The sequence below is a fragment of the Pseudomonas helvetica genome, from assembly GCF_039908645.1.
In the GTDB taxonomy this organism is placed as follows: domain Bacteria; phylum Pseudomonadota; class Gammaproteobacteria; order Pseudomonadales; family Pseudomonadaceae; genus Aquipseudomonas; species Aquipseudomonas helvetica.
The window spans coordinates 2245967-2268978 of sequence record NZ_CP150917.1; the positions used below are offsets into that span (position 1 = coordinate 2245967).

22 protein-coding genes are annotated in these 23012 nt (G+C 59.7%); 12 read left to right on the forward strand and 10 right to left on the reverse strand.

Features of this window, described 5'->3' with window-relative positions; translation table 11 throughout:
- The first annotated feature begins 1 nt into the window (after position 1).
- Together AABM55_RS10180 and AABM55_RS10185 are read left to right on the forward strand one after the other, a co-directional pair.
- The gene (locus AABM55_RS10180; protein ID WP_347929457.1) at positions 2-2152 is read left to right on the forward strand and encodes a glycosyltransferase family 2 protein; all 2151 of its coding nucleotides are present in this window, start codon (positions 2-4) and stop codon (positions 2150-2152) included.
- Positions 2153-2161: 9 nt separating this feature from the next.
- The gene (locus AABM55_RS10185) at positions 2162-3601 is read left to right on the forward strand and encodes an efflux transporter outer membrane subunit (protein ID WP_347929458.1); all 1440 of its coding nucleotides are present in this window, start codon (positions 2162-2164) and stop codon (positions 3599-3601) included.
- Positions 3602-3720: 119 nt separating this feature from the next.
- On the opposite strand, the gene AABM55_RS10190 is transcribed toward AABM55_RS10185, so the two are convergent.
- On the reverse strand, positions 3721-5022 hold the full coding sequence (locus AABM55_RS10190; protein ID WP_054593174.1) for an MFS transporter: 1302 nt from the start codon (positions 5020-5022) through the stop codon (positions 3721-3723).
- Between the two features lie 278 nt (positions 5023-5300).
- On the opposite strand from AABM55_RS10190, the gene AABM55_RS10195 reads away from it, so the two are divergent.
- Both AABM55_RS10195 and sthA read left to right on the forward strand, forming a co-directional pair.
- Entirely contained in the window at positions 5301-6287 is a 987-nt protein-coding gene (locus tag AABM55_RS10195; protein WP_347930012.1) for an FAD:protein FMN transferase, read from the forward strand.
- Positions 6288-6497: 210 nt separating this feature from the next.
- Complete coding sequence (gene sthA / locus AABM55_RS10200; RefSeq protein ID WP_054593173.1) at positions 6498-7892, forward strand: Si-specific NAD(P)(+) transhydrogenase; 1395 nt, start codon at positions 6498-6500, stop codon at positions 7890-7892.
- A gap of 42 nt (positions 7893-7934) precedes the next feature.
- Here sthA and AABM55_RS10205 read toward each other — a convergent pair whose 3' ends face one another.
- On the reverse strand, positions 7935-8657 hold the full coding sequence (locus AABM55_RS10205; protein ID WP_054593172.1) for a glycerophosphodiester phosphodiesterase: 723 nt from the start codon (positions 8655-8657) through the stop codon (positions 7935-7937).
- A gap of 13 nt (positions 8658-8670) precedes the next feature.
- Positions 8671-9255, reverse strand: a complete 585-nt coding sequence (locus AABM55_RS10210) for a PilZ domain-containing protein (RefSeq protein ID WP_054593171.1) — start codon at positions 9253-9255, stop codon at positions 8671-8673.
- Between the two features lie 94 nt (positions 9256-9349).
- Between AABM55_RS10210 and AABM55_RS10215 the strand changes: the two genes are divergently transcribed.
- The 3 genes from AABM55_RS10215 to AABM55_RS10225 all read left to right on the forward strand — a co-directional run bounded on the left by AABM55_RS10215 (position 9350) and on the right by AABM55_RS10225 (position 12602).
- Positions 9350-10600, forward strand: a complete 1251-nt coding sequence (locus AABM55_RS10215) for a lipoprotein-releasing ABC transporter permease subunit (RefSeq protein WP_103315321.1) — start codon at positions 9350-9352, stop codon at positions 10598-10600.
- A 7-nt stretch (positions 10601-10607) separates the two neighbouring features.
- Entirely contained in the window at positions 10608-11291 is a 684-nt protein-coding gene (gene lolD, locus AABM55_RS10220; protein ID WP_173859959.1) for a lipoprotein-releasing ABC transporter ATP-binding protein LolD, read from the forward strand.
- Between the two features lie 66 nt (positions 11292-11357).
- Complete coding sequence (locus AABM55_RS10225) at positions 11358-12602, forward strand: lipoprotein-releasing ABC transporter permease subunit (RefSeq protein WP_347929459.1); 1245 nt, start codon at positions 11358-11360, stop codon at positions 12600-12602.
- 58 nt (positions 12603-12660) lie between these two features.
- Here the strand turns inward: AABM55_RS10225 and AABM55_RS10230 are convergent, their stop codons facing one another.
- Both AABM55_RS10230 and AABM55_RS10235 read right to left on the reverse strand, forming a co-directional pair.
- Positions 12661-14022 carry a heavy metal sensor histidine kinase gene (locus AABM55_RS10230; RefSeq protein ID WP_347929460.1) on the reverse strand — a complete coding sequence of 454 codons (1362 nt, stop codon included), beginning with the start codon at positions 14020-14022 and terminating at the stop codon, positions 12661-12663.
- Positions 14022-14702: a heavy metal response regulator transcription factor gene (locus AABM55_RS10235; protein ID WP_054593166.1), complete on the reverse strand. Its 681-nt coding sequence runs from the start codon at positions 14700-14702 to the stop codon at positions 14022-14024. Before AABM55_RS10235 ends, AABM55_RS10230 begins: the two co-directional genes overlap by 1 nt.
- A gap of 155 nt (positions 14703-14857) precedes the next feature.
- Between AABM55_RS10235 and AABM55_RS10240 the strand changes: the two genes are divergently transcribed.
- Both AABM55_RS10240 and queF read left to right on the forward strand, forming a co-directional pair.
- Positions 14858-15415, forward strand: coding sequence for a plastocyanin/azurin family copper-binding protein (locus AABM55_RS10240; RefSeq protein ID WP_347929461.1), 558 nt, complete (start codon positions 14858-14860; stop codon positions 15413-15415).
- 61 nt (positions 15416-15476) lie between these two features.
- Complete coding sequence (gene queF / locus AABM55_RS10245; protein WP_347929462.1) at positions 15477-16307, forward strand: NADPH-dependent 7-cyano-7-deazaguanine reductase QueF; 831 nt, start codon at positions 15477-15479, stop codon at positions 16305-16307.
- Between the two features lie 246 nt (positions 16308-16553).
- Here queF and AABM55_RS10250 read toward each other — a convergent pair whose 3' ends face one another.
- Both AABM55_RS10250 and AABM55_RS10255 read right to left on the reverse strand, forming a co-directional pair.
- Positions 16554-16817, reverse strand: a complete 264-nt coding sequence (locus tag AABM55_RS10250; protein WP_054593163.1) for a DUF4404 family protein — start codon at positions 16815-16817, stop codon at positions 16554-16556.
- A 123-nt stretch (positions 16818-16940) separates the two neighbouring features.
- Positions 16941-17561 (reverse strand): HAD family phosphatase, encoded by a 621-nt coding sequence (locus AABM55_RS10255; protein ID WP_347929463.1) that lies wholly within the window; start codon positions 17559-17561, stop codon positions 16941-16943.
- A 188-nt stretch (positions 17562-17749) separates the two neighbouring features.
- On the opposite strand from AABM55_RS10255, the gene AABM55_RS10260 reads away from it, so the two are divergent.
- Positions 17750-18439: a VacJ family lipoprotein gene (locus AABM55_RS10260; protein WP_054593161.1), complete on the forward strand. Its 690-nt coding sequence runs from the start codon at positions 17750-17752 to the stop codon at positions 18437-18439.
- Between the two features lie 63 nt (positions 18440-18502).
- Here AABM55_RS10260 and AABM55_RS10265 read toward each other — a convergent pair whose 3' ends face one another.
- On the reverse strand, positions 18503-18802 hold the full coding sequence (locus AABM55_RS10265) for a PilZ domain-containing protein (RefSeq protein ID WP_103315314.1): 300 nt from the start codon (positions 18800-18802) through the stop codon (positions 18503-18505).
- Between the two features lie 276 nt (positions 18803-19078).
- Between AABM55_RS10265 and rssB the strand changes: the two genes are divergently transcribed.
- The gene (rssB, locus tag AABM55_RS10270; protein ID WP_347930013.1) at positions 19079-20260 is read left to right on the forward strand and encodes a two-component system response regulator RssB; all 1182 of its coding nucleotides are present in this window, start codon (positions 19079-19081) and stop codon (positions 20258-20260) included.
- Positions 20260-20742, forward strand: coding sequence for an anti-sigma factor antagonist RssC (gene rssC, locus AABM55_RS10275; RefSeq protein WP_054593158.1), 483 nt, complete (start codon positions 20260-20262; stop codon positions 20740-20742). The genes rssB and rssC overlap by 1 nt, the downstream gene beginning before the upstream one ends.
- A gap of 123 nt (positions 20743-20865) precedes the next feature.
- Here the strand turns inward: rssC and tal are convergent, their stop codons facing one another.
- Both tal and dusA read right to left on the reverse strand, forming a co-directional pair.
- Positions 20866-21792: a transaldolase gene (gene tal / locus AABM55_RS10280; protein WP_103315312.1), complete on the reverse strand. Its 927-nt coding sequence runs from the start codon at positions 21790-21792 to the stop codon at positions 20866-20868.
- Positions 21793-21969: 177 nt separating this feature from the next.
- Complete coding sequence (gene dusA, locus AABM55_RS10285) at positions 21970-22989, reverse strand: tRNA dihydrouridine(20/20a) synthase DusA (RefSeq protein ID WP_347929464.1); 1020 nt, start codon at positions 22987-22989, stop codon at positions 21970-21972.
- Between the last annotated feature and the right edge of the window lie 23 nt (positions 22990-23012).

A 23012-nucleotide genomic window follows, 5' to 3' on the forward strand; every position in this document is an offset into this window, starting at 1 on the left:
CATGCAGGCACTGGACACGCTGCAACTTGTGCAAATCAATTTCTGGACCGTGGTCGCGGTGATTCTGTTTACCTGCCTGACGCGCCGTGATCAATGGGCGGCGCGCGCCGCTTTCGGAGCCATGACCGCGCTGTTGTTGATCAATTACGTGGCCTGGCGGATTCGCGACACCTTGCCCGATGGACATGCAGGATTTGCCTCGGTCTGGGCTTACGCGTTCCTGTTTTTCGAAATGTTGGCGATCGGCTACACGCTGTTTTCGATCATCGTCCTGCTCTGTCGCTCGGATCACCACGCCAGTGCCGATGCCGGGGAGCAACGCTTGCGTGCCCAGGGCCGCTCGGTGCCGGCGGTGGATGTGTTTATCGCCACCTACAACGAAGGCCTGGATATCCTGGAAAAAACCATCATCGCCGCCCAGGCGATCGACTACCCCAACGTGACCATCTGGGTGCTCGACGATACCCGCCGCGACTGGTTGCGCGACTATTGCGCCGAGGTCGGTGTGCAATACGCCCGACGTCCCGACAATTCCCACGCCAAGGCCGGTAACCTGAACAACGGCCTGCGTCTGTCGGCGGCCAGCAGCAATGCGCCGTACATACTGGTGCTCGACGCCGACTTCGCCCCGCAGCAGCCGATCCTGATGCGCACCCTGGGATTGTTCGACGATCCCAAGGTCGGCCTGGTGCAGACGCCGCAGTTCTACTACAACCCCGATCCGATTCAGCACAACCTCGGTTCATCCAGCTGCTGGGTCGATGAGCAGCGAGTGTTCTTCGACGTCTACCAGCCGGCCAAGGATGGTTGGGATACCGCGTTTTGCGTGGGCACTTCGTTTGTTGTGCGGCGTGATCTGATCACTGAAATGGGTGGCTTTCCGACGGGTTCGGTCTGCGAAGACATCTACACCAGCTGCCGTCTGCAGCAAAAAGGCTACGTCACCCGCTGGTTGAATGAACGACTGTCGATCGGTTTGTCCGCCGAGGGGTTGACCGAGTACATCAATCAGCGTGGGCGCTGGTGCCTGGGGACGATCCAGGTCGCGCTGCTCAAAGAGGGCCCCTTGCGCGGTCGTGGCTACTCACTCAATGAACGGCTGCACTTCGTGCATGGCTTGATGCACTGGTTCTCCAAGCCATTCATTCTGATGATGCTGGTGTCGCCGGTGTTGTATTGGTATTTCGGTATTGCCGGGTTCTACGCCCATCCGGCGGATTTCATGGCCTTCGGCATGCCGGCGTTGATTGCATTCTGGGGCTACGGGACGTGGGTCACTGACCGGCGTACCTTGCCGATTTTTACCGAGGTCACCCAAATCGTCGCCTCACTGGCGGTGACAGCGACGATCATCAGCGCCATGGTCCGGCCGTTCGGGCGACCCTTCAAGGTCACGGCAAAAGGCCTGGATCGTTCACGCACAACGGTCCACTGGAAGTTGTTCGGGTTCTTTTTTGCGCTGACACTGTTCTCGCAAATAGGCGCTTACATCACCATCAGCAACGCGGCTGCGTTCGACGGCAATATGCTGTTCAACCTGTGCTGGACGGTGGTCGCGCTGATCTACAACCTGGCCACCTTGGTGGCGTGTGTTGACCGGCCGCGCTTGCACGGCGAAGAGCGTTTTCCTTTCGATAAACCCAGTGGGTTGCGCTTCGCCGGCAAAACCCTGGCGGGCCAACTGGTGGATATATCGCTGAGTGGCGCCTCCATTTCCTGTGCCGTTGCGTCATTGATCAAGCCCGGGCTGCGGGGGCAGGTGTGGATCAATAAGCTCGGCTGGCTGGATATCGAGGTCATGCGTCATCACGGCGAGGACCGTTTGGGCTTGAAGTTCATCGACCTTGACGAAACGCTTCGACGCCGGCTGATCGCGCGGCTGTTCAGCGAGGCGCCGGTCAACGTGGTCGGCAAGGCTGAGCCAGGCTTGGCTTTCGGCACCTTGTTGCGGCGTTCGTTGCTCGGCGAGAAGCGCACGGCACCGCGTTCGCGGCGGCCGGCCAAGGCGCCGTCCTACAGCTCACTGCCTGGATTACGCCCGATCAGCCTCCGTTCGCGTCAGCAAGCACTGCCGCAAATCAGCACCACCCGCTCAGGTCTTTGGGCTTTCCTTCTCACTCCGTTACGAGCCTTGCTCGGCCAACGTTTGTAGGTGCGCCTCATGAACAGACGCTTATCCACCTCATGTTTCATGTCGCTGTTATTGCTCGGCGGTTGTTCTCTGGAACCCAAATACGAGAAACCGGAGGCGCCGATCGATCAGCAATGGCCAGCCAGTTCGGCCAGTGACTGTTGCAGCGCCAAGCAGGCGTTCGACAAGGATTGGCACGGCTTCGTGCTCGATGACCGACTGCGCCAGCTGATCGACCTGGCCTTGAAGAACAATCGCAGCCTGCGTCAGTTCGAGGCGGGCGTCGAGGAGGCGAGGGCAGGGTACGCCGGTGCCGAGTCCGGGCTGTTTCCCTCCATCGGACTCAACACCTACGCCGGCCGCAGCAAGTTTCCGTCACAGGTCAGGACGCAGGGAGGCGGCGTCAGTTCAGGCAGCACGTCCAACACCTTTCAGGCCAGCGGTGGCTTCACGTCTTACGAGTTGGACCTGTTCGGGCGCATCCGCAGTCAGCGAAACGCCGCAGGCGCACGCTTCGAGGCGACCGAGGCGGACTATCAGACGGCTCGCCTGGCGTTGATCGGTGAAGTGGCCAGCACCTGGCTTAGCCTCAAGGCCAATCAGAATCTGCTCGACCTCGCACAAAACACCTACAAGTCCCAGGACCACTACGGTGAGTTGTTGCGCAAGAGCTACAACCTGGGCTCCAGTGCTCAAATCGATGTTCACCAGGCGGATGCGCAAACCAACACGGCGGCGGTTCAGATCAACACGTACCGCATGCAGGTGGCGCAGAACATGAATGCGCTGCAGGTGTTGGTCGGGCAGCCGGTGCCGGTTGGGTTGTTGCCCACTGGCGTGCTGGGTGAGCAGTTGGCAACCGCCGATGTGCCCGCCGGGTTGCCGTCGTCACTGGTTGCGCGGCGGCCCGACATCATGGCCGCCGAAGCCTTGTTGCGAGCTACCAATGCGGACATCGGCGCAGCCCGCAGCGCTTATTTCCCGACCTTTTCGCTGACCTCGGCAGTAGGCGGCCTGACCGGTGACTTTTCGCGATTGTTGAGTGCGCCGGCCGAGTTCTGGTCGGTGGCTCTGGCGGGGTCGTTGACCCTGATCGACGGCGGTGCACGAAAGGCGCAGGTGGATGCCAGCCATGCGCGGTTCAACGGGCAGACGGCGGCGTATGAAGCCACGGTGCAGAACGCTTTCCGCGAAGCCGCCAATGCCCTCAACGCCCGCCAGGAGATGCTTACCCAGGTCGACTATCAGAAGCGTCTGGTGGCGGATTATCAAGCAGCCTACCGACAATCCCGATTGCGTTTCGAGGCGGGGATGGACAGCTACTTTTCGACGATGGACGCGCAGCGTTCGTTATTCGACGCGCAGCAGAAGCTGACGCAAATGGAGCTGGCGCGGGAGATCAATCAGGTGGACTTGTATAAGGCGCTGGGTGGGGGCTGGAGTCAGTCGGTGAAAATGGCGAACCGATAATCTGTGGCGTTCTGGCGCGGCTCTTCGCGGGCAAGCCTTGCTCCTACAGGTTTTGTGTCGGTCACAGATTCAGAATCTGACCGAAATCCTGTAGGAGCATGGCTTGCCAGCGATGCGATTTAGCGGGTGCCGCCGACCACAGCAGCCTGCGCGGTACGCAGTTCATGCCGGTTGCCACGGAACAGCACCAGCGTTGCGATCAAGCCAAGTACCGCTGCGCCGCTCAACCAGATACCCGGTGCTGCCTTGTTGTCCAGCACGTGGATCAGGTAAGTACAGGCCGCCGGGGTGAAGCCGCCAAAGGTTGCCGTCGCCAGGCTGTAAGCCAGGGAGAAACCGGTGGTGCGGACTTCAATCGGCATGATTTCGGTCAGGGCCACCACCATGGCGCCGTTGTACGAGCCATAGAGGAACGACAACCACAACTCGACGATCAGCAGATGGCTGAAACTCGGGTTGGCGACCAGCCAGGACAGCGCTGGGTAAGCCGTCAGGATTGCCAGAATGGTCGCCGCCAGCAGCAGCGGTTTACGGCCGATCTTGTCGGACAGCGCACCCATCACCGGCAGCCAGAAGAAGTTCGACAGGCCGATGCACACGGTGACCAGCAACGCGTCGAAGTCCGACAGGTGCAGTTCGGCTTTACCGAACGTCGGGGTGTAGGCGGTGATCAGGTAGAACGACACGGTGGTCATCACCACCAGCGCCATGCCGGCCAGCACGATGCCGAAGTTCTGACTGATCGAGCGGACGATGTCTCTCAGACTTGGGCGATGTTTACGCGCCTGGAATTCAGGGGTTTCTTCCAGCGAACGACGAATGATGAAAATCGCCGGAACGATCATGCAGCCGACCAGGAACGGCACGCGCCAGCCCCAATCACCCATTTGCTCGGGGCTCAGCCAGTGGTTGAGGCCCACACCCAGCAAACCGGCAAACACCACCGCTGCTTGTTGGCTGGCGGACTGCCAACTGACGAAAAAGCCCTTACGGCCAGGTGTCGAGATTTCTGCCAGGTAAACCGACACGCCGCCCAGTTCCACGCCGGCCGAGAAGCCTTGCAGCAAACGGCCGAACAGCACGATCAGCGGTGCAGCGACACCAAGGGTCGCATAACCCGGCACACAGGCAATCAGCACGGTGCCGGCAGCCATCAGCGCGAGGGTGATGATCAAACCTTTGCGACGGCCGTGACGGTCGATGTAGGCGCCGAGAAAAATTGCACCGAGTGGGCGCATGAGGAAGCCGGCACCGAAGGTGGCCAGTGACAACATCAGGGAAGCGAAAGCACTGTCGGCAGGGAAGAAGGTTTTGGCGATGGCCGTGGCATAGAAGCCGTAGACCATGAAGTCGAACATCTCTAGGAAGTTGCCGCTGACAACGCGAAATATCGCTTTGCCCTTGCCCGTAGTCGAGGCCATTTGATCTTACTCACTTTGGCTGTCTTATTAGAAATCCCTGGTCTTGAAACATCCTTACTGACGGGTCTGGTCTGTGCCGGTGCCTCGAACAGTTTTGTAACGATATGTGTAAGAGGAACGGTAGGCAACCAATAGTTAGCGTGCTGCTTAAACGTTATAGCCATGAGCCAGCCCTCTCCCACAGTTCTATCGCATAATGGCGGGCCTTGGCGTTCTGTCGGGGGGAACTCTTTGGGGAGGAGTGCGCGTTGTTGAACTGGCGATCGGGTGTTTTCTTGGTGCTTGTTGGCGCCTTGTCAGGCTGCGGTAACAGCGACACCCTGGAAAGCTTTGGCGGCCCGACCATGGGCAGCACGTATTCGGTCAAATACATCCGCCATCCGGGGACTCCCGGGCCGGTCGAGGTGCAGAAACAGGTCGAGTCGATTCTGGCCGAGATCGACCGGCAGCTGTCGACCTACCGCAGTGATTCCGACATCGAGCGATTCAATGGTTTACCGGCCAATAGCTGTCAGCCAATGCCGGCGCCGGTCTTGCAGTTGGTCAAGGTGGGCGAGCAACTGTCAGAGACGAGCGACGGTTCCTACGACCTGACGGTGGAGCCGCTGCTGAACCTTTGGGGATTCGGCCCACAATCGCGCGATGAAAAAGTCCCAAGCGCCGAAGCCTTGGCTCTGGCCCGACAACGCGTCGGTTATACGCATCTGCGGATTGAAGGCGATCAGCTATGCAAGGACGCGCCGGTCGAGGTGGACTTCGGCAGCATTGGCGCCGGGTACGCTGTCGACAGGATCGCTGCGAAGTTGCAGGAACTGGGTATCGACAGCTTCATCGCCGATGCCACCGGCGAACTCAAGGCCGTTGGCAAGAAACTCGACGGGTCGCCCTGGAAGATTGCGCTGGAGGAGCCACGCGATGACCAGCAGGTTGTCGAGCGGGTGATCACGCTGGACGGCAACGGTGTTTCGACCTCAGGCGACTACCGCAATTACTTCATGCAGGATGGCCGGCGCTATTCCCACACGTTCGATGCCCGAACCGGCGCGCCGATCACCCATACCCTAGCGTCCGTCACGGTAATTAATCCTTCGACGCTGATGGCCGATGGCTTATCGACGCTGTTGCTGATTCTTGGCCCCGAGCGCGGCAGGGACTACGCCGAAAAGCATGATATCAGTGCATTTTTTGTGATTCGAACCGATACAGGCTTTGTCACGCGAACCAGTCAGGCTTTTGACCGCCTGAGTGCCGAAAAAGCCAAGTAAATACGGTGTGATGGACACTCACGGTTGGCGTTGTAGTGCAGGCAAAACTAGCCTACGACGCGACCAAGGGTTAATGTGCGCGGCGTTGACGCTTCTATAGACTGTGTCCGGGTTCTCGACTGACCCCAAATTGTTCCTTCATGCCGCAAGACCGGCATGATTTAGCCGCAGGTGCCAACGGGGCGCCGCGGCCTGTTCTGAGGAGTACGCATGGCTGTCTACAACTACGACGTGGTGGTGTTGGGTTCCGGCCCGGCGGGAGAAGGCGCGGCAATGAACGCCGCCAAAGCAGGGCGCAAAGTGGCGATGGTCGATAGTCGTCGCCAGGTCGGCGGCAACTGCACCCACCTTGGCACTATCCCGTCCAAGGCCTTGCGTCACTCGGTCCGGCAGATCATGCAGTTCAACACCAACCCGATGTTCCGGGCCATTGGTGAGCCGCGCTGGTTCTCGTTTCCGGACGTACTGAAAAGCGCCGAAAAAGTCATTGCCAAACAAGTCGCCTCGCGCACCGGTTACTACGCGCGCAATCGGGTCGACCTGTTCTTCGGCACCGGCAGCTTCGCTGACGAGCAAACCATCGAAGTGGTCTGCGCCAACGGCGTGGTCGAAAAACTGGTGGCCAAGCACATCATCATCGCTACCGGCTCGCGTCCGTATCGCCCGGCCGATATCGATTTTCACCACCCGCGTATCTACGATAGCGACACTATCCTCAGCCTCGGCCACACCCCGCGTAAACTCATCGTTTACGGCGCCGGTGTGATTGGTTGCGAATACGCCTCGATCTTCAGTGGTCTGGGCGTGCTGGTCGAACTGGTGGATAACCGCGGTCAGCTGCTGAGCTTCCTCGACTCGGAAATCTCCCAGGCGCTGAGCTACCACTTCAGCAACAACAACATCACCGTGCGTCACAACGAAGATTACGATCGCGTTGAAGGCGTGGACAACGGGGTGATCCTGCACCTCAAGTCCGGCAAGAAGATCAAGGCCGACGCCTTGCTCTGGTGCAACGGCCGTACCGGTAATACCGACGCGTTAGGCCTGGAAAACATCGGCGTGAAGGTCAACAGCCGTGGCCAGATCGAAGTTGACCAGAACTATCGCACCTGCATCCAGAACATCTACGGCGCAGGCGACGTGATTGGCTGGCCGAGCCTGGCCAGTGCCGCCCATGACCAGGGTCGTTCGGCCGCTGGCAGCATCGTCGATAACAACAGCTGGCGTTTCGTCAACGACGTACCGACCGGGATCTACACCATTCCGGAGATCAGCTCGATCGGCAAGAACGAGCAAGAGCTGACCCAGGCCAAAGTGCCGTACGAAGTCGGCAAGGCGTTCTTCAAGGGCATGGCGCGTGCGCAGATTGCCGGCGAGCCGCAAGGCATGCTGAAGATCCTGTTCCACCGCGAGACACTGGAAGTGCTCGGCGTGCATTGCTTCGGTTACCAGGCATCGGAGATCGTCCACATCGGTCAGGCGATCATGAACCAGCCGGGTGAACAGAACACGTTGAAGTACTTCGTCAACACCACGTTCAACTACCCGACCATGGCCGAAGCCTATCGGGTAGCGGCCTACGACGGCCTCAACCGGCTTTTTTGAGCGGCTCCGGCCGGTGGCCTGAGCCGGCCGGGGAGACCGATTTCAGCAATTCTCGAGCGTGGCGCTGGCCAAACCGGGAAAGTCTGTAATCAGGCTGTCAACGCCGAAATCAGCGAGCCTGCGCATCAGCGCAGGTTCGTTGACTGTCCATACCGACACATGCAGACCTTGTCGCTGCGCCTTCTGCAGGCGTTCCGGCGTACACAGGGTCCAGTTCAGCGCCAGAATCTCACAGCCATAACTTTGCGCGACCTTCAGCGGGTCGAGCCAGGCGTATTCGGCGACCAGCCCACGCGACACATCCGGCACCAGATCGACTGCGGCCTTCAGCACTTCGCGCGAACTCGAGGTGATGGTGACCTTGTCCAGCAAGCCAAAGCGTTGCGCCATTTCGCGGATCGCCAACACCGTCGTCGCCGCGCGCATACGCGACGCGCTCTTGACCTCTAACTGCCAGTGCTCGAAATCGCACTTTTCGAACAGCTCTTCCAGCCGTGGAATCGGGCATGGCTTGATCCAGCCCGGACCACCCTTGCGCGCATCGTAGGTCACCAGTTCTGCCGCCGTATGCTCGACCACCTTGCCGCGACGCTCGGTGGTGCGCTTGAGCGTCGGGTCGTGGATGACCATCAACTCGCCGTCCATGGACAGGTGCAGGTCCAGTTCGCAACGGCGTACGCCGTGCTTGAGGCATTCCTGGAAACTGCTCAGGGTGTTTTCCGGTGCTTCGCCTTTGGCGCCGCGGTGGCCGTAGATTAGGGTCACGGGTCTTCCTTAATTAATTGCCTGATTCGTTTTGCTCGCGTGCCAGGCGTCGCTCATGCGCCTGTTTCTGCAAGATATAGCGGGCCAGCAGCTGTCGTTGCGCATCGGTCAGGGCTTCGAATTCGGTGCCAATCTCGAAGGTGCCGAAGCTTTCCGGTTCACAGTGAGTAACCTTGGCCCGCAACAGCAGGCCCAGTGCTTGCGGCATCAACAACAGCTTGATCGCCAGATGGCTGCCGGTCGGGTAGGCGAGGTGGTGCTCGAACTCGATGCCGCCTTCCGACAGCACCACGTGCTGCGGCTCACCGAACTTGCCGAGCACGGTGTGTGCCACGACCTGGCTCAGCAGGTCGATGCGCTTGTTCATGACCTTCAGATAGTTGGCGGTGTTTCGATCCCGCTCACTGATCTGGCGCAGCAAGTGCTGCGACTCGAATTCGCTCAGGTGCAGTTCGCTGAGCAGGTTGAACAGCGGGGAAGCATCCTGCAACACTTCCTGACCTGCCGCTTCGAGGGCAGACAGGGGCCGAATTTCCAGTGCGATCGTGTCCTCGATACGGTAGTATTCGCGGCGATCTTCTTCATCTAATGTCGACATGGCGAACCCATGGTAGCGGCGGTGGTCTGAGTGTAAAGCTGGTTATCGACCCCCGCCACAAGGACGTTCCTTTTCCCTCCGAACAAGCCCCGACATGTTCAGACCTCTCTTCGTATTTATCGGCACGCGTTATACCCGTGCAAAACGTCGCAATCATTTTGTGTCGTTCATTTCCCTGACTTCGATGATCGGACTCGCCCTCGGCGTGGTCGTGATGATCGTGGTGCTGTCGGTGATGAACGGCTTCGATCATGAGATGCGCACCCGCGTGCTGGGCATGGTGCCCCACGCGACCATCGAGTCCGGTGAGCCCATCAGCGACTGGCAAAGCCTGGCCGCCAAGGTCCAGCAGAACCCTGAGGTGGTGGCGGTTGCGCCGTTCACCCAGATGCAGGGTTTGCTGACCAACAACGGCCAGGTGCAGAAAGTCCTGCTCAATGCCGTCGACCCGGATCAGGAGCGCAAAGTCTCGATCATCGACAACTTCATGACGCAGGGCAAACTCGACGACCTGTCGCCGGGCAGCTTCGGCATCGTGATCGGTGACAAGGCCGCGACCAAGCTCGGCGTGGGTCTCGGCGACAAGCTGACCTTCGTCGCCCCGGAGGTCACCGTGACCCCGGCCGGGATGTTCCCGCGGATGAAGCGCTTCACCGTGGTCGGCATTTTCCATGTCGGCGCCGGTGAGCTGGACGGCTACCTGGGGCTGACCAATCTGGATGACCTGGCGCGCCTGCATCGCTGGAAGCCGGATCAGGTCCAGGGCTTGCGGCTGAAGTTCGACGATTTGTTCCAGGCACCTCGCACCGCTTGGAACATTGCGCAAAACCTGGACGGAGACCATTACTACGCCCGTGACTGGACCCGCACCCACGGAAACCTGTATCAGGCGATCCGCATGGAAAAAGCCATGATCGGCCTGCTGTTGCTGCTGATCGTTGCGGTGGCCGCGTTCAACATCATTTCGACGCTGGTGATGGTGGTGAACGACAAGAAGGGCGACATCGCGATCCTGCGGACCCTTGGTTCTACGCCGGGCCAGATCATGGCGATCTTCATGGTCCAGGGCACGGTGATCGGTGTGGTCGGCACGGCGATCGGCGCCGTGGTCGGCATGTTCGCCGCACTGAATGTCAGCGCCGCGATTTCCGCCCTCGAAGGCCTGATCGGGCACAAATTCCTTAACGCCGACGTGTACTTCATCGACTACCTGCCGTCGCAACTGATGGCTGAAGACGTGTTGATGGTCTGCGGCGCGGCGTTGGTCCTGAGTTTCCTCGCCACCCTTTATCCAGCCTGGCGTGCTGCGCGCACCCAGCCTGCGGAGGCGCTACGTTATGAGTGATTTGGGTATGAGTACGAAAGCAGTCTTGAGTTGCCGCGACCTGGGTAAAGCCTACGAGGAAGGCCCGGAATCGGTGGTGGTGTTGTCCGGTTTGCAGCTGGAGCTGCATCCGGGTGAGCGCGTGGCGATTGTCGGCACCTCCGGTTCCGGTAAAAGTACCTTGCTCAACCTGCTTGGCGGCCTTGATACGCCGACCAAAGGCAGTGTCTGGCTGGCCGGTGAAGAGTTGTCGGCGCTCAACGAAAAGGCCCGCGGCCTGTTGCGTAACCGCTCGCTGGGCTTCGTTTACCAGTTTCACCACTTGCTGCCCGAGTTCACCGCGCTGGAAAACGTCTGCATGCCGCTGTTGATCGGCCGCACCGCGATCCCGGAAGCCCGTCAGCGCGCCACGGCCTTGCTGGAGCGGGTAGGGCTGGGCCATCGTCTGGAGCACAAACCGGCCGAACTGTCTGGTGGCGAGCGTCAGCGCGTGGCCATCGCCCGCGCGTTGGTGAACAAGCCAGGGCTGGTGATGCTCGATGAGCCGACCGGTAACCTCGACTCCCATACCGCCCAGGGCATTCAGGACTTGATGCTGGAACTCAGCACGTCGATGCGCACCGCGTTCCTGGTGGTGACCCACGACATGAACCTGGCTCGCCAGATGGATCGCGTCCTGCACCTGCAGGAAGGTCGTCTCACTCCCATCTGATTGGCCGAAACCCGGCACGACTGAAAAGCGTGTCGGGTCTTTTATTTTTATACGGTGCCCCAGCGAATGTTCAGACCGTTATCGATCTTTATCGGCACGCGCTATACCCGCGCCAAGCGCCGCAATCGCTTTGTTTCGTTTATCTCGATGACCTCGATGATCGGCCTCGCCCTGGGCGTGCTGGCGATGATTGTGGTGTTGTCGGTGATGAACGGCTTCCAGCGCGAAATGAGCTCGCGCATCCTCGGCATGGTGCCCCACGCGACCATCGTTGGCGTCAAGCCGATCGATGATTGGCAGCCTGTCGCGGCCGCTGCCATGAAAAATCCTGAAGTGACGGCCGCCGTGCCGTTCACCGAGATGGAAGGCATGCTGTCGTACAAGGGCTCGATGCAGCCGATCCAGATCAGCGGCGTTGATCCGGCACAGGAAGGCAAAGTCTCCATCGTCGCCCAGCACATCGTGCAGGGACGTCTGGACGACTTGAAGCCGGGCGAGTTCGGGGTGGTGGTCGGTGAAATCACCGCACGCCGCTTCCGCTTGAACGTCGGCGACAAAATCACCCTGATCGTGCCGGAAGTCAGCACCGCACCGGGTGGCATCACCCCGCGCATGCAGCGGCTGAACGTGGTTGGCGTGTTCAAGGTCGGTGCCGAACTCGACGGCTCGATGGCGCTGATCCACGTTGCCGATGCAGCGCAAATGCAGCATTGGCAACCGAATCAGGTGCAAAGCGTGCGCCTGGCGGTGAAAGACCTGTACGCCGCCCCCAAGGTCTCGTCAGACATTGCAGGCGGGCTAGGCGCCGACTTCAAGGCCGATGACTGGACCCACACTCAAGGCAGTCTGTTCAGCGCCATGAAGATGGAAAAAACCATGATCGGCCTGTTGCTGCTGATGATCGTGGCGGTCGCTGCATTCAACATCATCGCCACCTTGATCATGGTGGTGAACGACAAAGGCGCGGACATCGCGATCCTGCGGACCATCGGCGCCACGCCTCGGCAGATCATGGCGATCTTCATGGTTCAGGGCACGGTGATCGGTGTCGTCGGCACGCTGATTGGCGGCGTCCTCGGGGTGGTCGCGGCGTTGAACGTGAGTGAGATGGTCGGTTGGCTGGAGCGCGTGACTGGCCAGCATATCTTCAGCTCCGACGTGTACTTCGTCAGCAACTTGCCATCGGAACTGCAGGGCGGTGACGTGCTGCTGATCTGCTCGGCGGGCTTCATCATGAGCTTCCTGGCCACGGTATACCCGGCCTGGCGCGCCGCGAAGATCGAACCGGCGACTGCGTTGCGCTATTCGTAAGTCCAGACACCGCACCTGATCGTTCCCCCGCGTGGGAACGATCAGGTTCCGGCTGGCCTCAAACCCCCTTCGGCAACTGCATCAAAAACCGTGTCCACCCCTGGCCTGATTCGCAACGAATCGTCCCGCCATGAGCGCGGATGATCGACTGAGTGATCGCCAGCCCCAACCCTGCATGCTCGCTACTGCCTTCATGGCGCGCCGGGTCTGCGCGGTAGAACCGGTCAAACAATCGCGGCAACAGTTCTTCAGAAATCCCCTCGCCGCTGTTTTCAACACTCAGGCTCAAGCCCTTTGGTTCATCGACAATCCGCACTTGAACCTCACCGTTTGGCGGGGTGAAGCGCAGTGCGTTGTCCAGCAGATTGGAGAGGGCGCGGCGCAACATGCTGCGGTCGCCATTGAGGCTGGCGTCGCCGAGACGGGTCAGCTTGACTCGTGCGTCTTCGGCCAATGGTGCGTAAAACTCCAGCAACAGATCCACTTCCTCGGCCAGTTGCAGCGGTTCGCGTTTTGGCGTCAGCAAGCCGTGATCGGCCTTGGCCAGATACAGCATGTCGTTGACCAGCTGCGCCATCCATTGCAGCTCTTCGAGGTTGCTGTGCAGCGCCTCGCGGTAATCTTCCAGGTCGCGCGGGCGGGTGAGGGTGACCTGAGTGTGGGTCAGCAGGTTCGACAACGGTGTGCGCAGTTCGTGGGCGATGTCGGCGGAGAAGGCTGACAGACGCTGGAACGAGTCGTCGAGACGGCCGAGCATGGCGTTAAACGTGTGAGCCAGATTGGCGAGTTCGGCGGGCATTTGATCTTCGGGCAGGCGCTGGGTCAGCGAGCTGGCGGACACCCCGGCGGCCACTTCACTCATGCGCCGCAACGGCCGCAAACCACTGCGCGCCGCCCACGCGCCGAGCAGCGCGGTGGCTAGCGCCGACAGGCCGACGGTCAGCCAGATCAAATGCTGCATGCGCTGCAAAAAGTGCTGATGGTGAGTGATGTCGAGCATCAGAATCAGCTGCGCGGAATCGGTCTTGCCCGGCTCCAGCGCGGCGCTGTAGACCCGATACGCCGTGTCGGCGCTGTGCAAGCTGTGAAGACCGGAGCGGGTTGGCAAGTCGTCGGGGAGGTTCGCGGCACTGTCGAACCACACGTGACCATCGGCGCCGCGCACCCGCAATGCCAGGTCCGGCTGATGACTCATTTCATCCTGCAGTCCGGCTTTTCGTTCGGCGAACAACCGCGGGTCGTCGGCGCCGGCCAAGACGCTGCGCAGGGCGATCAGCTTGCCGTCGAGCAATTGCTGGTCGAGTTCAATGAAGTGCGTCTCGCTGGCGCGGCTGAACAGCACACCAGCGAACAATGAAACCACCGCCGTACAGGCGGCAAACAGCAAGGCCAGACGGCCGCTCAGGGACAGGCGGCGCATCAGGCGGGACGCTCTTCAAGCACGTAGCCCATGCCGCGTACGGTATGAATCAACTTGTTCGGGAAGTCGTCGTCGATCTTCAGGCGCAGGCGGCGGATCGCCACTTCAATGACATTGGTGTCACTGTCGAAATTCATGTCCCAGACCTGCGAAGCGATCAGCGATTTGGGCAGCACTTCGCCCTGGCGGCGCAAGAGCAGTTCCAGCAGGGCGAATTCCTTGGCAGTCAGGTCGACGCGCTGGCCGCTGCGCTCGACCCGGCGGCGAATCAGGTCCAGCCGCAAGTCGGCCAGTTGTAGACTGGTTTCTTGCGGTGCCGCGCTGCCACGACGTAACAGGCTACGCACGCGGGCCAGCAGCTCGGAAAAGGCGAAAGGCTTGACCAGGTAATCGTCGGCGCCCAGTTCCAGGCCATGAACCCGATCTTCCACGGCATCGCGGGCGGTGAGAAACAGCACCGGGATGTCCAGGCCGGCGTTACGTACCGCTTGCAGAATCTGCCAGCCGTCACGGCCGGGGAGCATCACGTCGAGAATCAGCAAGGCGTAATCTCCGGTCAGCGCGAGGTGCTGGCCGGTGTTGCCGTCGGCCACCAGTTCGACGTTGAAGCCGGCCTCGGTCAGGCCTTGGCGCAAGTAGTGGCCGGTTTTTGGTTGGTCTTCGACGATCAGCAATTTCATGGGTAGCTCGAGGTCAATGGAACAGGTGCGTTATACCGTGGCGGGCGGCGATGCAGTGCAACCTTACAAAGTTGTAATCTGGCCGTCAGCTGGCTGGCAGTGGCGCAGTAGTAGAGTTTCCCACAGGCTGAACCTTCTCTTGTTGGAGTGTGATCATGTTTTTGCGTCATCGATTGGTACTTGCCGGCTGCTTGTTGGCGTTAAGCTTTCCCGTGTGGGCGTCACCGGCACAGACCTACGACTTCGGCACGCCGGCCCCGGCGGCGAAGGCTACGCGCAGCGTCGAAATCGTCATGAGCGATATGTCGTTCACGCCCAAGACGCTGGACATCAAAGCCGGTGAGACGGTGCGTTTTGTGCTGATCAATAAAGGCCAGTTACTGCACGAATTCAACCTGGGCGATGCGGCGATGCATGCTGCGCATCAACAGGAAATGCTGAAAATGCAACAGGGCGGCATGCTCACCCCGACCATGATGAAAAGCGCTCCCATGGACCACGGCTCGATGGCGGGCATGGATCACAACTCGATGCCAGACATGGATCACGGCGCAAGCATGAAGCACGATGATCCGAACAGCGTGCTGATTGAACCGGGCAAAACCACCGAATTGACCTGGACCTTCAAGAAAGCCAGCAATCTGGAGTTCGCCTGCAATATTCCCGGCCACTATCAGGCAGGTATGGTCGGCAAATTGACTGTCAGTCAGTAAGCACTCAAAGGCGGGAGCAAAGGCTGGTAGAATCCGCTGATTCTTTAGTCAGGTTTCCGCCATGCATCCCGCAGCCGAACATTCGCCGCTGGGCAAATCCAGCGAATACATCGCCACGTACACGCCGTCCTTGCTGTTCCCGATCCCGCGCACCGCGAAATGGGCCGAGCTGGGCCTGACGGCTGAAACCCTGCCGTACAAGGGCGTGGATTTCTGGAACTGCTTCGAACTGTCCTGGCTGCTGCCATCGGGCAAACCGGTGGTGGCCATTGGCGAATTCAGTATCCCGGCGGACTCGCCGAACATCATCGAGTCGAAGTCGTTCAAGTTGTACCTGAACTCGCTGAACCAGACACCGTTCGCCGATACCCAAAGCCTTGAAGCCACGCTGGTGAATGACCTGTCGGCCGCCGCGGGCAAGCCGGTGGGCGTGCGTATTCGCAGCTTGAACGAGGTCGAGGCTGAAGGCGTTGTAGCGCTGCCAGGCGTGTGCATCGATGATCTGGATATCAGCGTCAGCAACTACGAGCATCCGCGCCCGGAACTGCTGCGTTGCGACGATTCGCGCATCGTTGAAGAAAGCGTGCACAGCCATCTGCTCAAATCCAATTGCCCGGTCACCAGCCAGCCGGACTGGGGCAGTGTCGCGGTCGAGTACCGTGGCGCGGCGCTGGATCACGCCAGTCTGCTGGCTTATCTGGTGAGCTTCCGTCAGCACTCGGACTTCCACGAGCAGTGCGTAGAACGGATCTTCCTCGACCTGCAACGCTTGCTGAAACCGGAAAAACTGACCGTGTATGCGCGTTACGTGCGTCGCGGCGGGCTGGATATCAACCCGTATCGCAGCACTGAAGAAGTGCAACTGCCGAACCTGCGGTTGGTGCGTCAGTAACAATATTTGGCTTCGACACGGACTGTAGCAGCTGGCGAAGCCGGCGTTCGGCTGCGAAGCAGTCGTGAAATTGAACACCGTAATCTTTCAGAAATACCGAGTACGCTGGATTTACGGCCGCTGCGCAGCCGAACGCCGGCTTCGCCAGCTGCTACAAGGAATGTGAGTAGTTTTAAGTTCGGTGTTTTGTCCGCACAAATGAAAAAGCCCCGCTATCGCTAGCGGGGCTTTTTTGCATTCGCAGGGTCAGATTCCGATGTTGCCCAGGGTCTGCACGATGTTGCGCAACACGGTGGCCAGCGCCGGGTGGTCCACTTCAAAACGCTCCACGGCAAGGTTGACGCCGTCCGCCAGGCTGCTGTCCTGCGTCGCGGTTTCGAGTTTGATCTGCGCCTCAATCTTCTGCATCAGTTCTTGCAGGTGTTCACGTTCTTCCAGCGTGAGCGGTGGGTTCTGCTCCAGTTGCTCGCGCAGGGCGTTGAGCTGTTCTTGCAGTTCGCGGGCAGGCATGGCGTTCTTCCTTTTATCGATAGGCACTGGCATAGACCGCAGCGATGGGCCAAAGGTCTGCATCTGGCCTTTAGATTAATCCACTGGCGAGCGAAGTGCATGATCTTGATCAAGAACGGCCGATCAGGGCTTTTCACCCTTGTGTCGGCGCAGGCCGATGTCTGACAGGCAGGTGTCGAGTTCACCCAGGTGATCGATTACCGAGTGCACGCCAAGGCCGAACAGTTGCACGGTCGCCTTGCCGCGCTTGAACTCGCGTTCCTGCTGACTCAAGGCTTGCCACTCCCTGGGTGTCATCCCGCAAAGCGAGCCGCAGGACGCGAGGCCGATGGTCCAGAGCCCGGCATTGAGACCTGATTGCAGCAAGCGCGGTTCGCCGCTGACCAGCACGCAACCGTCCAGGCGATCGATGTTCAGCGCCATCAAGGCTTGCCAGCACGCATCGGGGGACGGCCATTGCCCCACGTTCAGCGTGTGCGGGCTGGCGGTGATCCAGTCCGGCAGAGAAGTGGCCAGCGCGAGACTTTGCGCGTGCGGCAACTCGTCGAGCCAGGCACACGGAATGCCTTGAAGTTGCAGACGGTTCAGCGCTTCCAGGGCGCCCGGTGTCAGGTGCGCTCGTTCAGCAGTGTCGTTGTTGTTCTGACGGCTGCGGGCGCCGAAATCCACCAGACAGCCGCTGAGACCGAAGAGCACGGCGGTCGGGTTGGGAATGCTCTGGGGGAGGGATTGGGCGTGGGGCATTTCTACGTCCCTGAAATAATCTCGGAGATTAGGGATGCCCCGTGACAGTTGAGTGACATCGGGATGAAGCGGCCACACCAAGACCGGTTCACGGGTGACTGCCTAAAAATACTTATCCACCTTATACTAGCGCGCTTATCGCCCGGGTATTGAGGCCCGCGCCAGTACGGTCCAAGGAGTTTTTTGCTATGCGCTGGAGCAATCGTCTAGCTCGACTATGTATGTGTGCCAGTGTGTTGCTGGTTCCGTTCGCTGCCCAGGCGGCGTCGGAAGATGACCCTTGGGAAAGCATTAACCGTCCGATCTACAAGTTCAACGATGTACTGGACACCTACGCTTTGAAGCCGATTGCTCAGGGCTATCAGTTCATTACGCCGACGTTTCTCTCGGACGGCATTCACAACATGTTCCGCAACATCGGTGACGTCGGCAACCTGGCCAACGACATCCTGCAGGCCAAGCCGCGCGCCGCTGGCGTCGATACGGCTCGCGTGCTGATGAACACCACCATCGGCCTGGCCGGGTTCTTCGATGTGGGCACCAAAATGGGCCTGCAACGTAATGACGAAGACTTTGGCCAGACCCTTGGCCACTGGGGCGTGCCTAGCGGTCCTTACGTGATGCTGCCGTTCTTCGGCCCGAGCACGGTGCGTGATGCACCGTCCATATACGTCGATACCTACGCCAAACCCTACCGCTACATGAACGACATTCCGGCGCGCAATATGGCGCTTGGCATGAGCGTGATCGACACCCGTGCCAGCCTGTTGTCGAGCGAGAAGCTGATCACCGGCGACAAATACATCTTCATTCGCAACGCTTACCTGCAGAACCGCGAATTCAAGGTCAAAGACGGCAAGGTGGAAGACGATTTTTAAATCGTCACCCACGCAACAACAAGAAGGCGGCCATTTGGCCGCCTTCTTTGTTTGAGTTCGTGCTCAATTCATTTTCAGGATTGTAAGCCCAAGTTTCTGACCGCCAGCGTCCTGTTGAGCCACCCAGACCACTTCGGTCTCGGCTTCCAGGCCCTTGAGCGCGGCATGCTCGGAATCGATGCGTACGTTCAGCGTGTCGCCCACCTGGAACGAACGGGCAGCCTGAACCTGCATACCGCTGCTGGAAAGGTCGATACAGACGGCTGGAATCAAATCGCCAGCGTGAATCAATGTGACATCCGCATCGACCCGCATGCGGATGTAGTCGCGCTTTTCACTGTAGTCACGATCGCTTTGGCTCATGGGCTCGATCCTTCCTTTGTGTTGCGGTTTTGGCTGTTCTTATAACTCCCGGTGATTTGCGATGTAAAGACGCCTGATGACCATCGGCGTGAGCTTGAAACGCCTCGCGGATGGGAGTACCGTCTGCGCCTTAGAAGGGCACCTCTGATGAACACGCTTGTAGGGCAAATGCTCGAAAGCGGTGCGACAGAGAGGCTAGAAAGCGAATCCAGTAGTGTGTGCCGGGCCGAATGCCCTGCCAGCTACGCCAACCTAATTCTGGCGCCGTTTGCCCACATGCAAAAAACCAGTGCCACGCTGCTGATAATCGATGACGACGAAGTAGTACGCGCGAGTCTCGCGGCCTATTTGGAAGACAGTGGGTTCAGCGTCCTTCAGGCCAGCAATGGCCAGCAGGGGCTTCAGGTCTTCAAGAAAAACCAACCCGATCTGGTGATCTGCGATCTGCGCATGCCGCAGATGGGCGGGCTTGAACTCATTCGTCAGGTCACCGACCTTTCGCCGCAAACGCCGGTGATCGTGGTGTCGGGTGCCGGTGTGATGAACGACGCCGTCGAGGCCTTGCGCCTGGGCGCCGCGGACTACCTGATCAAGCCGCTGGAAGATCTGGCCGTACTCGAGCACTCCGTGCGCCGGGCTCTGGATCGTGCGCGCCTGCTGCTGGAAAACCAGCGCTATCGGGTAAAACTCGAAACCGCCAACCGCGAGCTCGAAGCCAGCCTGAACCTGTTGCAGGAAGACCAGAACGCCGGGCGCCAGGTGCAGATGAACATGTTGCCGGTCAGTCCCTGGGCGATCGACGAGTTCAAGTTCGCGCACCAGATCATCCCGTCTCTGTACCTGTCGGGCGACTTCGTTGACTACTTTCGGGTCGACGAGCGCCGGGTAGCCTTCTACCTGGCGGACGTTTCAGGCCATGGCGCTTCATCGGCATTCGTGACCGTGCTGCTGAAATTCATGACCACGCGCTTGCTGTTCGAATCCAAGCGCAACGGCACCTTGCCGGAATTCACCCCTTCAGAGGTCCTTGGTCATATCAACCGAGGGCTGATCAGCTGTAAGCTGGGCAAACATGTCACGATGGTCGGTGGAGTCATCGACGAGGAGACGGGTTTGTTGACCTATAGCATCGGCGGACACCTGCCGTTGCCAGTGTTGTACACGCCAGACAGTGTGAGTTATCTCGAAGGGCGCGGCCTGCCGGTGGGCTTGTTCAATGAAGCCACCTACGAAGACCACGTTATCGAGCTGCCACCGACGTTCAGTCTGACGCTGATGTCTGATGGCATTCTGGACCTTTTGCCAGAACCTACACTCAAAGAGAAAGAGGCTGCCTTACCTGAACGGGTAAGAACGGCGGGCGGCAGCCTGGATGGCTTGCGGCAGGTTTTTGGATTGGCCACGCTAGGGGAGATGCCGGATGATATCGCCCTGTTGGTGTTGAGCAGGAATCTTTAATGAGTACCGGTAGAATCCAGTTCGCCGAGCAGGACGGCACCTTCGTCCTGAAGTTCGTCGGTGAAGTTCGCCTGACCCTGTGTTCGGCGTTGGATGCGACTATTGAGCGGATCTTCAGCGCGTTGAATTTCAACGCGATCGTGATCGATCTGACCGAAACCCGCAGTATCGACAGCACCACCCTGGGCCTGCTGGCCAAGCTGTCGATCATGTCGCGGCAAAAGGTCGGCCTGCTGCCGACCGTCGTCACCACCCACGAAGACATCACGCGGCTGCTGGAGTCCATGGGCTTCGAGCAAGTGTTCAACATCGTTGACCGGCCGATTCCGTGCCCGGAATGCCTGACCGACCTGCCTGACCAGGATCAGTCCGAAGAAGTGGTGCGGATCAAGGTGCTGGAAGCGCACAAGATCCTCATGGGCCTGAACGACTCCAACCGCGAAGCATTCCATGACTTGGTGAACGCCCTGGAGCGTCACTGAGGCAAGGCTGGACCTGTGGCGAGGGAGCTTGCTCCCATTGGGTTGCGAAGCAGCCCTAAAATCAGCGCACAAAAAAGGGCGAACCTGTGAGGGTTCGCCCTTTTTGCGCTTGCCTGGATCAGATCACAGCTTGGCTTGCAGCAGCGCCTCAAGTTTTTCCTGGTCACGAGCGAACTGACGAATACCTTCAGCCAGTTTCTCGGTCGCCATGGCGTCCTCATTCGACGCCCAGCGGAACTGCGCTTCTGTCAGGCTCTGACGCGCTTCGCCGGAGTGGCCTGGCGCCAGCTTGCGTTCCAGCTTACCGGTGTCGGCCGCCAGTTTCTCGATCAGGTCCGGGCTGATGGTCAGGCGATCACAGCCGGCCAGTTGCTCGATCTGATTCAGATTGCGGAAGCTCGCACCCATGACCACAGTCTTGTAGTCATTGGCCTTGTAGTAGTTGTAGATGCGCGTCACCGACTGCACGCCCGGATCGTCGGCGCCGGTGTAGTCGTTGCCGTTGGCCTTCTTGTACCAGTCGTAGATGCGGCCCACGAACGGCGAAATCAGGAACACCCCGGCCTCGGCACAGGCAACCGCCTGGGCGAAGGAGAACAGCAGCGTCAGGTTGGTCTGAATACCTTCGCGTTCCAGCTTCTCGGCGGCGCGGATGCCTTCCCAGGTGGACGCGATCTTGATCAGCACGCGGTCGCGGCCAATGCCGGCCTTTTCGTACAGCTCGATCAGACGGTGCGCGCGTTTCAATACGGCGTCAGTGTCGAACGACAGGCGCGCATCCACTTCAGTGGAAATACGCCCCGGAATTACTTTCAGAATCTCTTGACCGACCGCGACCCCAAAGCGGTCGCTGGCCAGGCCCACGTCGCCTTTGCAGTCGCTGACACAGGCGTTCAGCAAATTGGCGTATGCAGGAATGGCCGCCGCTTTAAGCAGCAGGGAAGGGTTGGTGGTGGCATCCACCGGTTTAACGCGAGCGATTGCCTCGAAGTCGCCGGTATCGGCCACTACGGTGGTGAATTGTTTGAGTTGTTCCAGCTTGGAAGTCATGAGCGTGCTCTATCCTGTGGGTCTGTTGACATTACCCGAGCGCTGACAGCCACTCAAGGGCGCAAATGCGTAACAACGGCCTGGGCGGTAACAACCTGAGAACAGGCGTTTGAAAGGCCCGGCGCTATCCGCTAATTACGATGTCAAAACAGACCACAGGTTCAACCGGAGTGACGGTTAACGCCCCTCCAACAACTCCGCCGCCTGATCCAGCAATGCCAACGGCTCTTTAGCCTTGTGAATATCCACCGACAACAACTGCCGAAACTTGCGCGCCCCCGGAAAACCGGTGCCCAAGCCCAACACATGCCGAGTGATATGGTGCATCGAACCGCCAGCGTCCAGGTGCGCGGCGATATAAGGCCGCAACTGTGCCAGCGCCTCGGCCCGTGAAATCACCGGCGCCGTGCTGCCGAACAGCTGCTGATCGACCTCAGCCATCACATAAGGATTGTGATACGCCTCGCGGCCCAGCATCACGCCGTCAAAGGTCTGCAAATGCTCGTGACAGGCCTCCAGCGTCTTGATCCCGCCGTTGAGGATAATCTCCAGCTCCGGAAAATCCGTCTTCAACTGCGCCGCCACGTCATAGCGCAACGGCGGAATGTCCCGATTCTCCTTCGGTGACAATCCCTCCAGAATCGCAATCCGCGCATGCACGGTAAAACTGGTGCAGCCGGCATCCCGAACCGTCCCGACGAAATCACACAACTGCGCGTAACTGTCCCGCCCATTGATCCCGATCCGATGCTTCACCGTCACCGGAATCGACACCGCATCGCGCATCGCCTTCACACACTCCGCCACCAACACCGGATGCGCCATCAGGCACGCACCAATCATATTGTTCTGCACCCGATCACTCGGACAGCCGACATTCAGGTTCACTTCGTCGTAACCGTGCTCCTGGGCCATGCGTGCGCAGGCAGCCAGGTCGGCTGGGACGCTACCGCCTAACTGCAGCGCGAGCGGGTGTTCGGCTTCGTTGTGACGGAGGAAACGCTCGTGATCGCCATTGAGGAGCGCGCCGGTGGTGACCATTTCTGTGTAGAGCAGAGCGTGCTTGGAGAGCAGGCGCAGGAAGAAACGGCAATGGCGATCGGTCCAATCCATCATCGGCGCAACGCTGAAGCGACGGGACAGCTCAGGGCGGGAGTGGCTAGTGTTTACTGGGGCTTCAGCTTTTTCGAAATTCATTGATACTGATCTTTTATACAGCG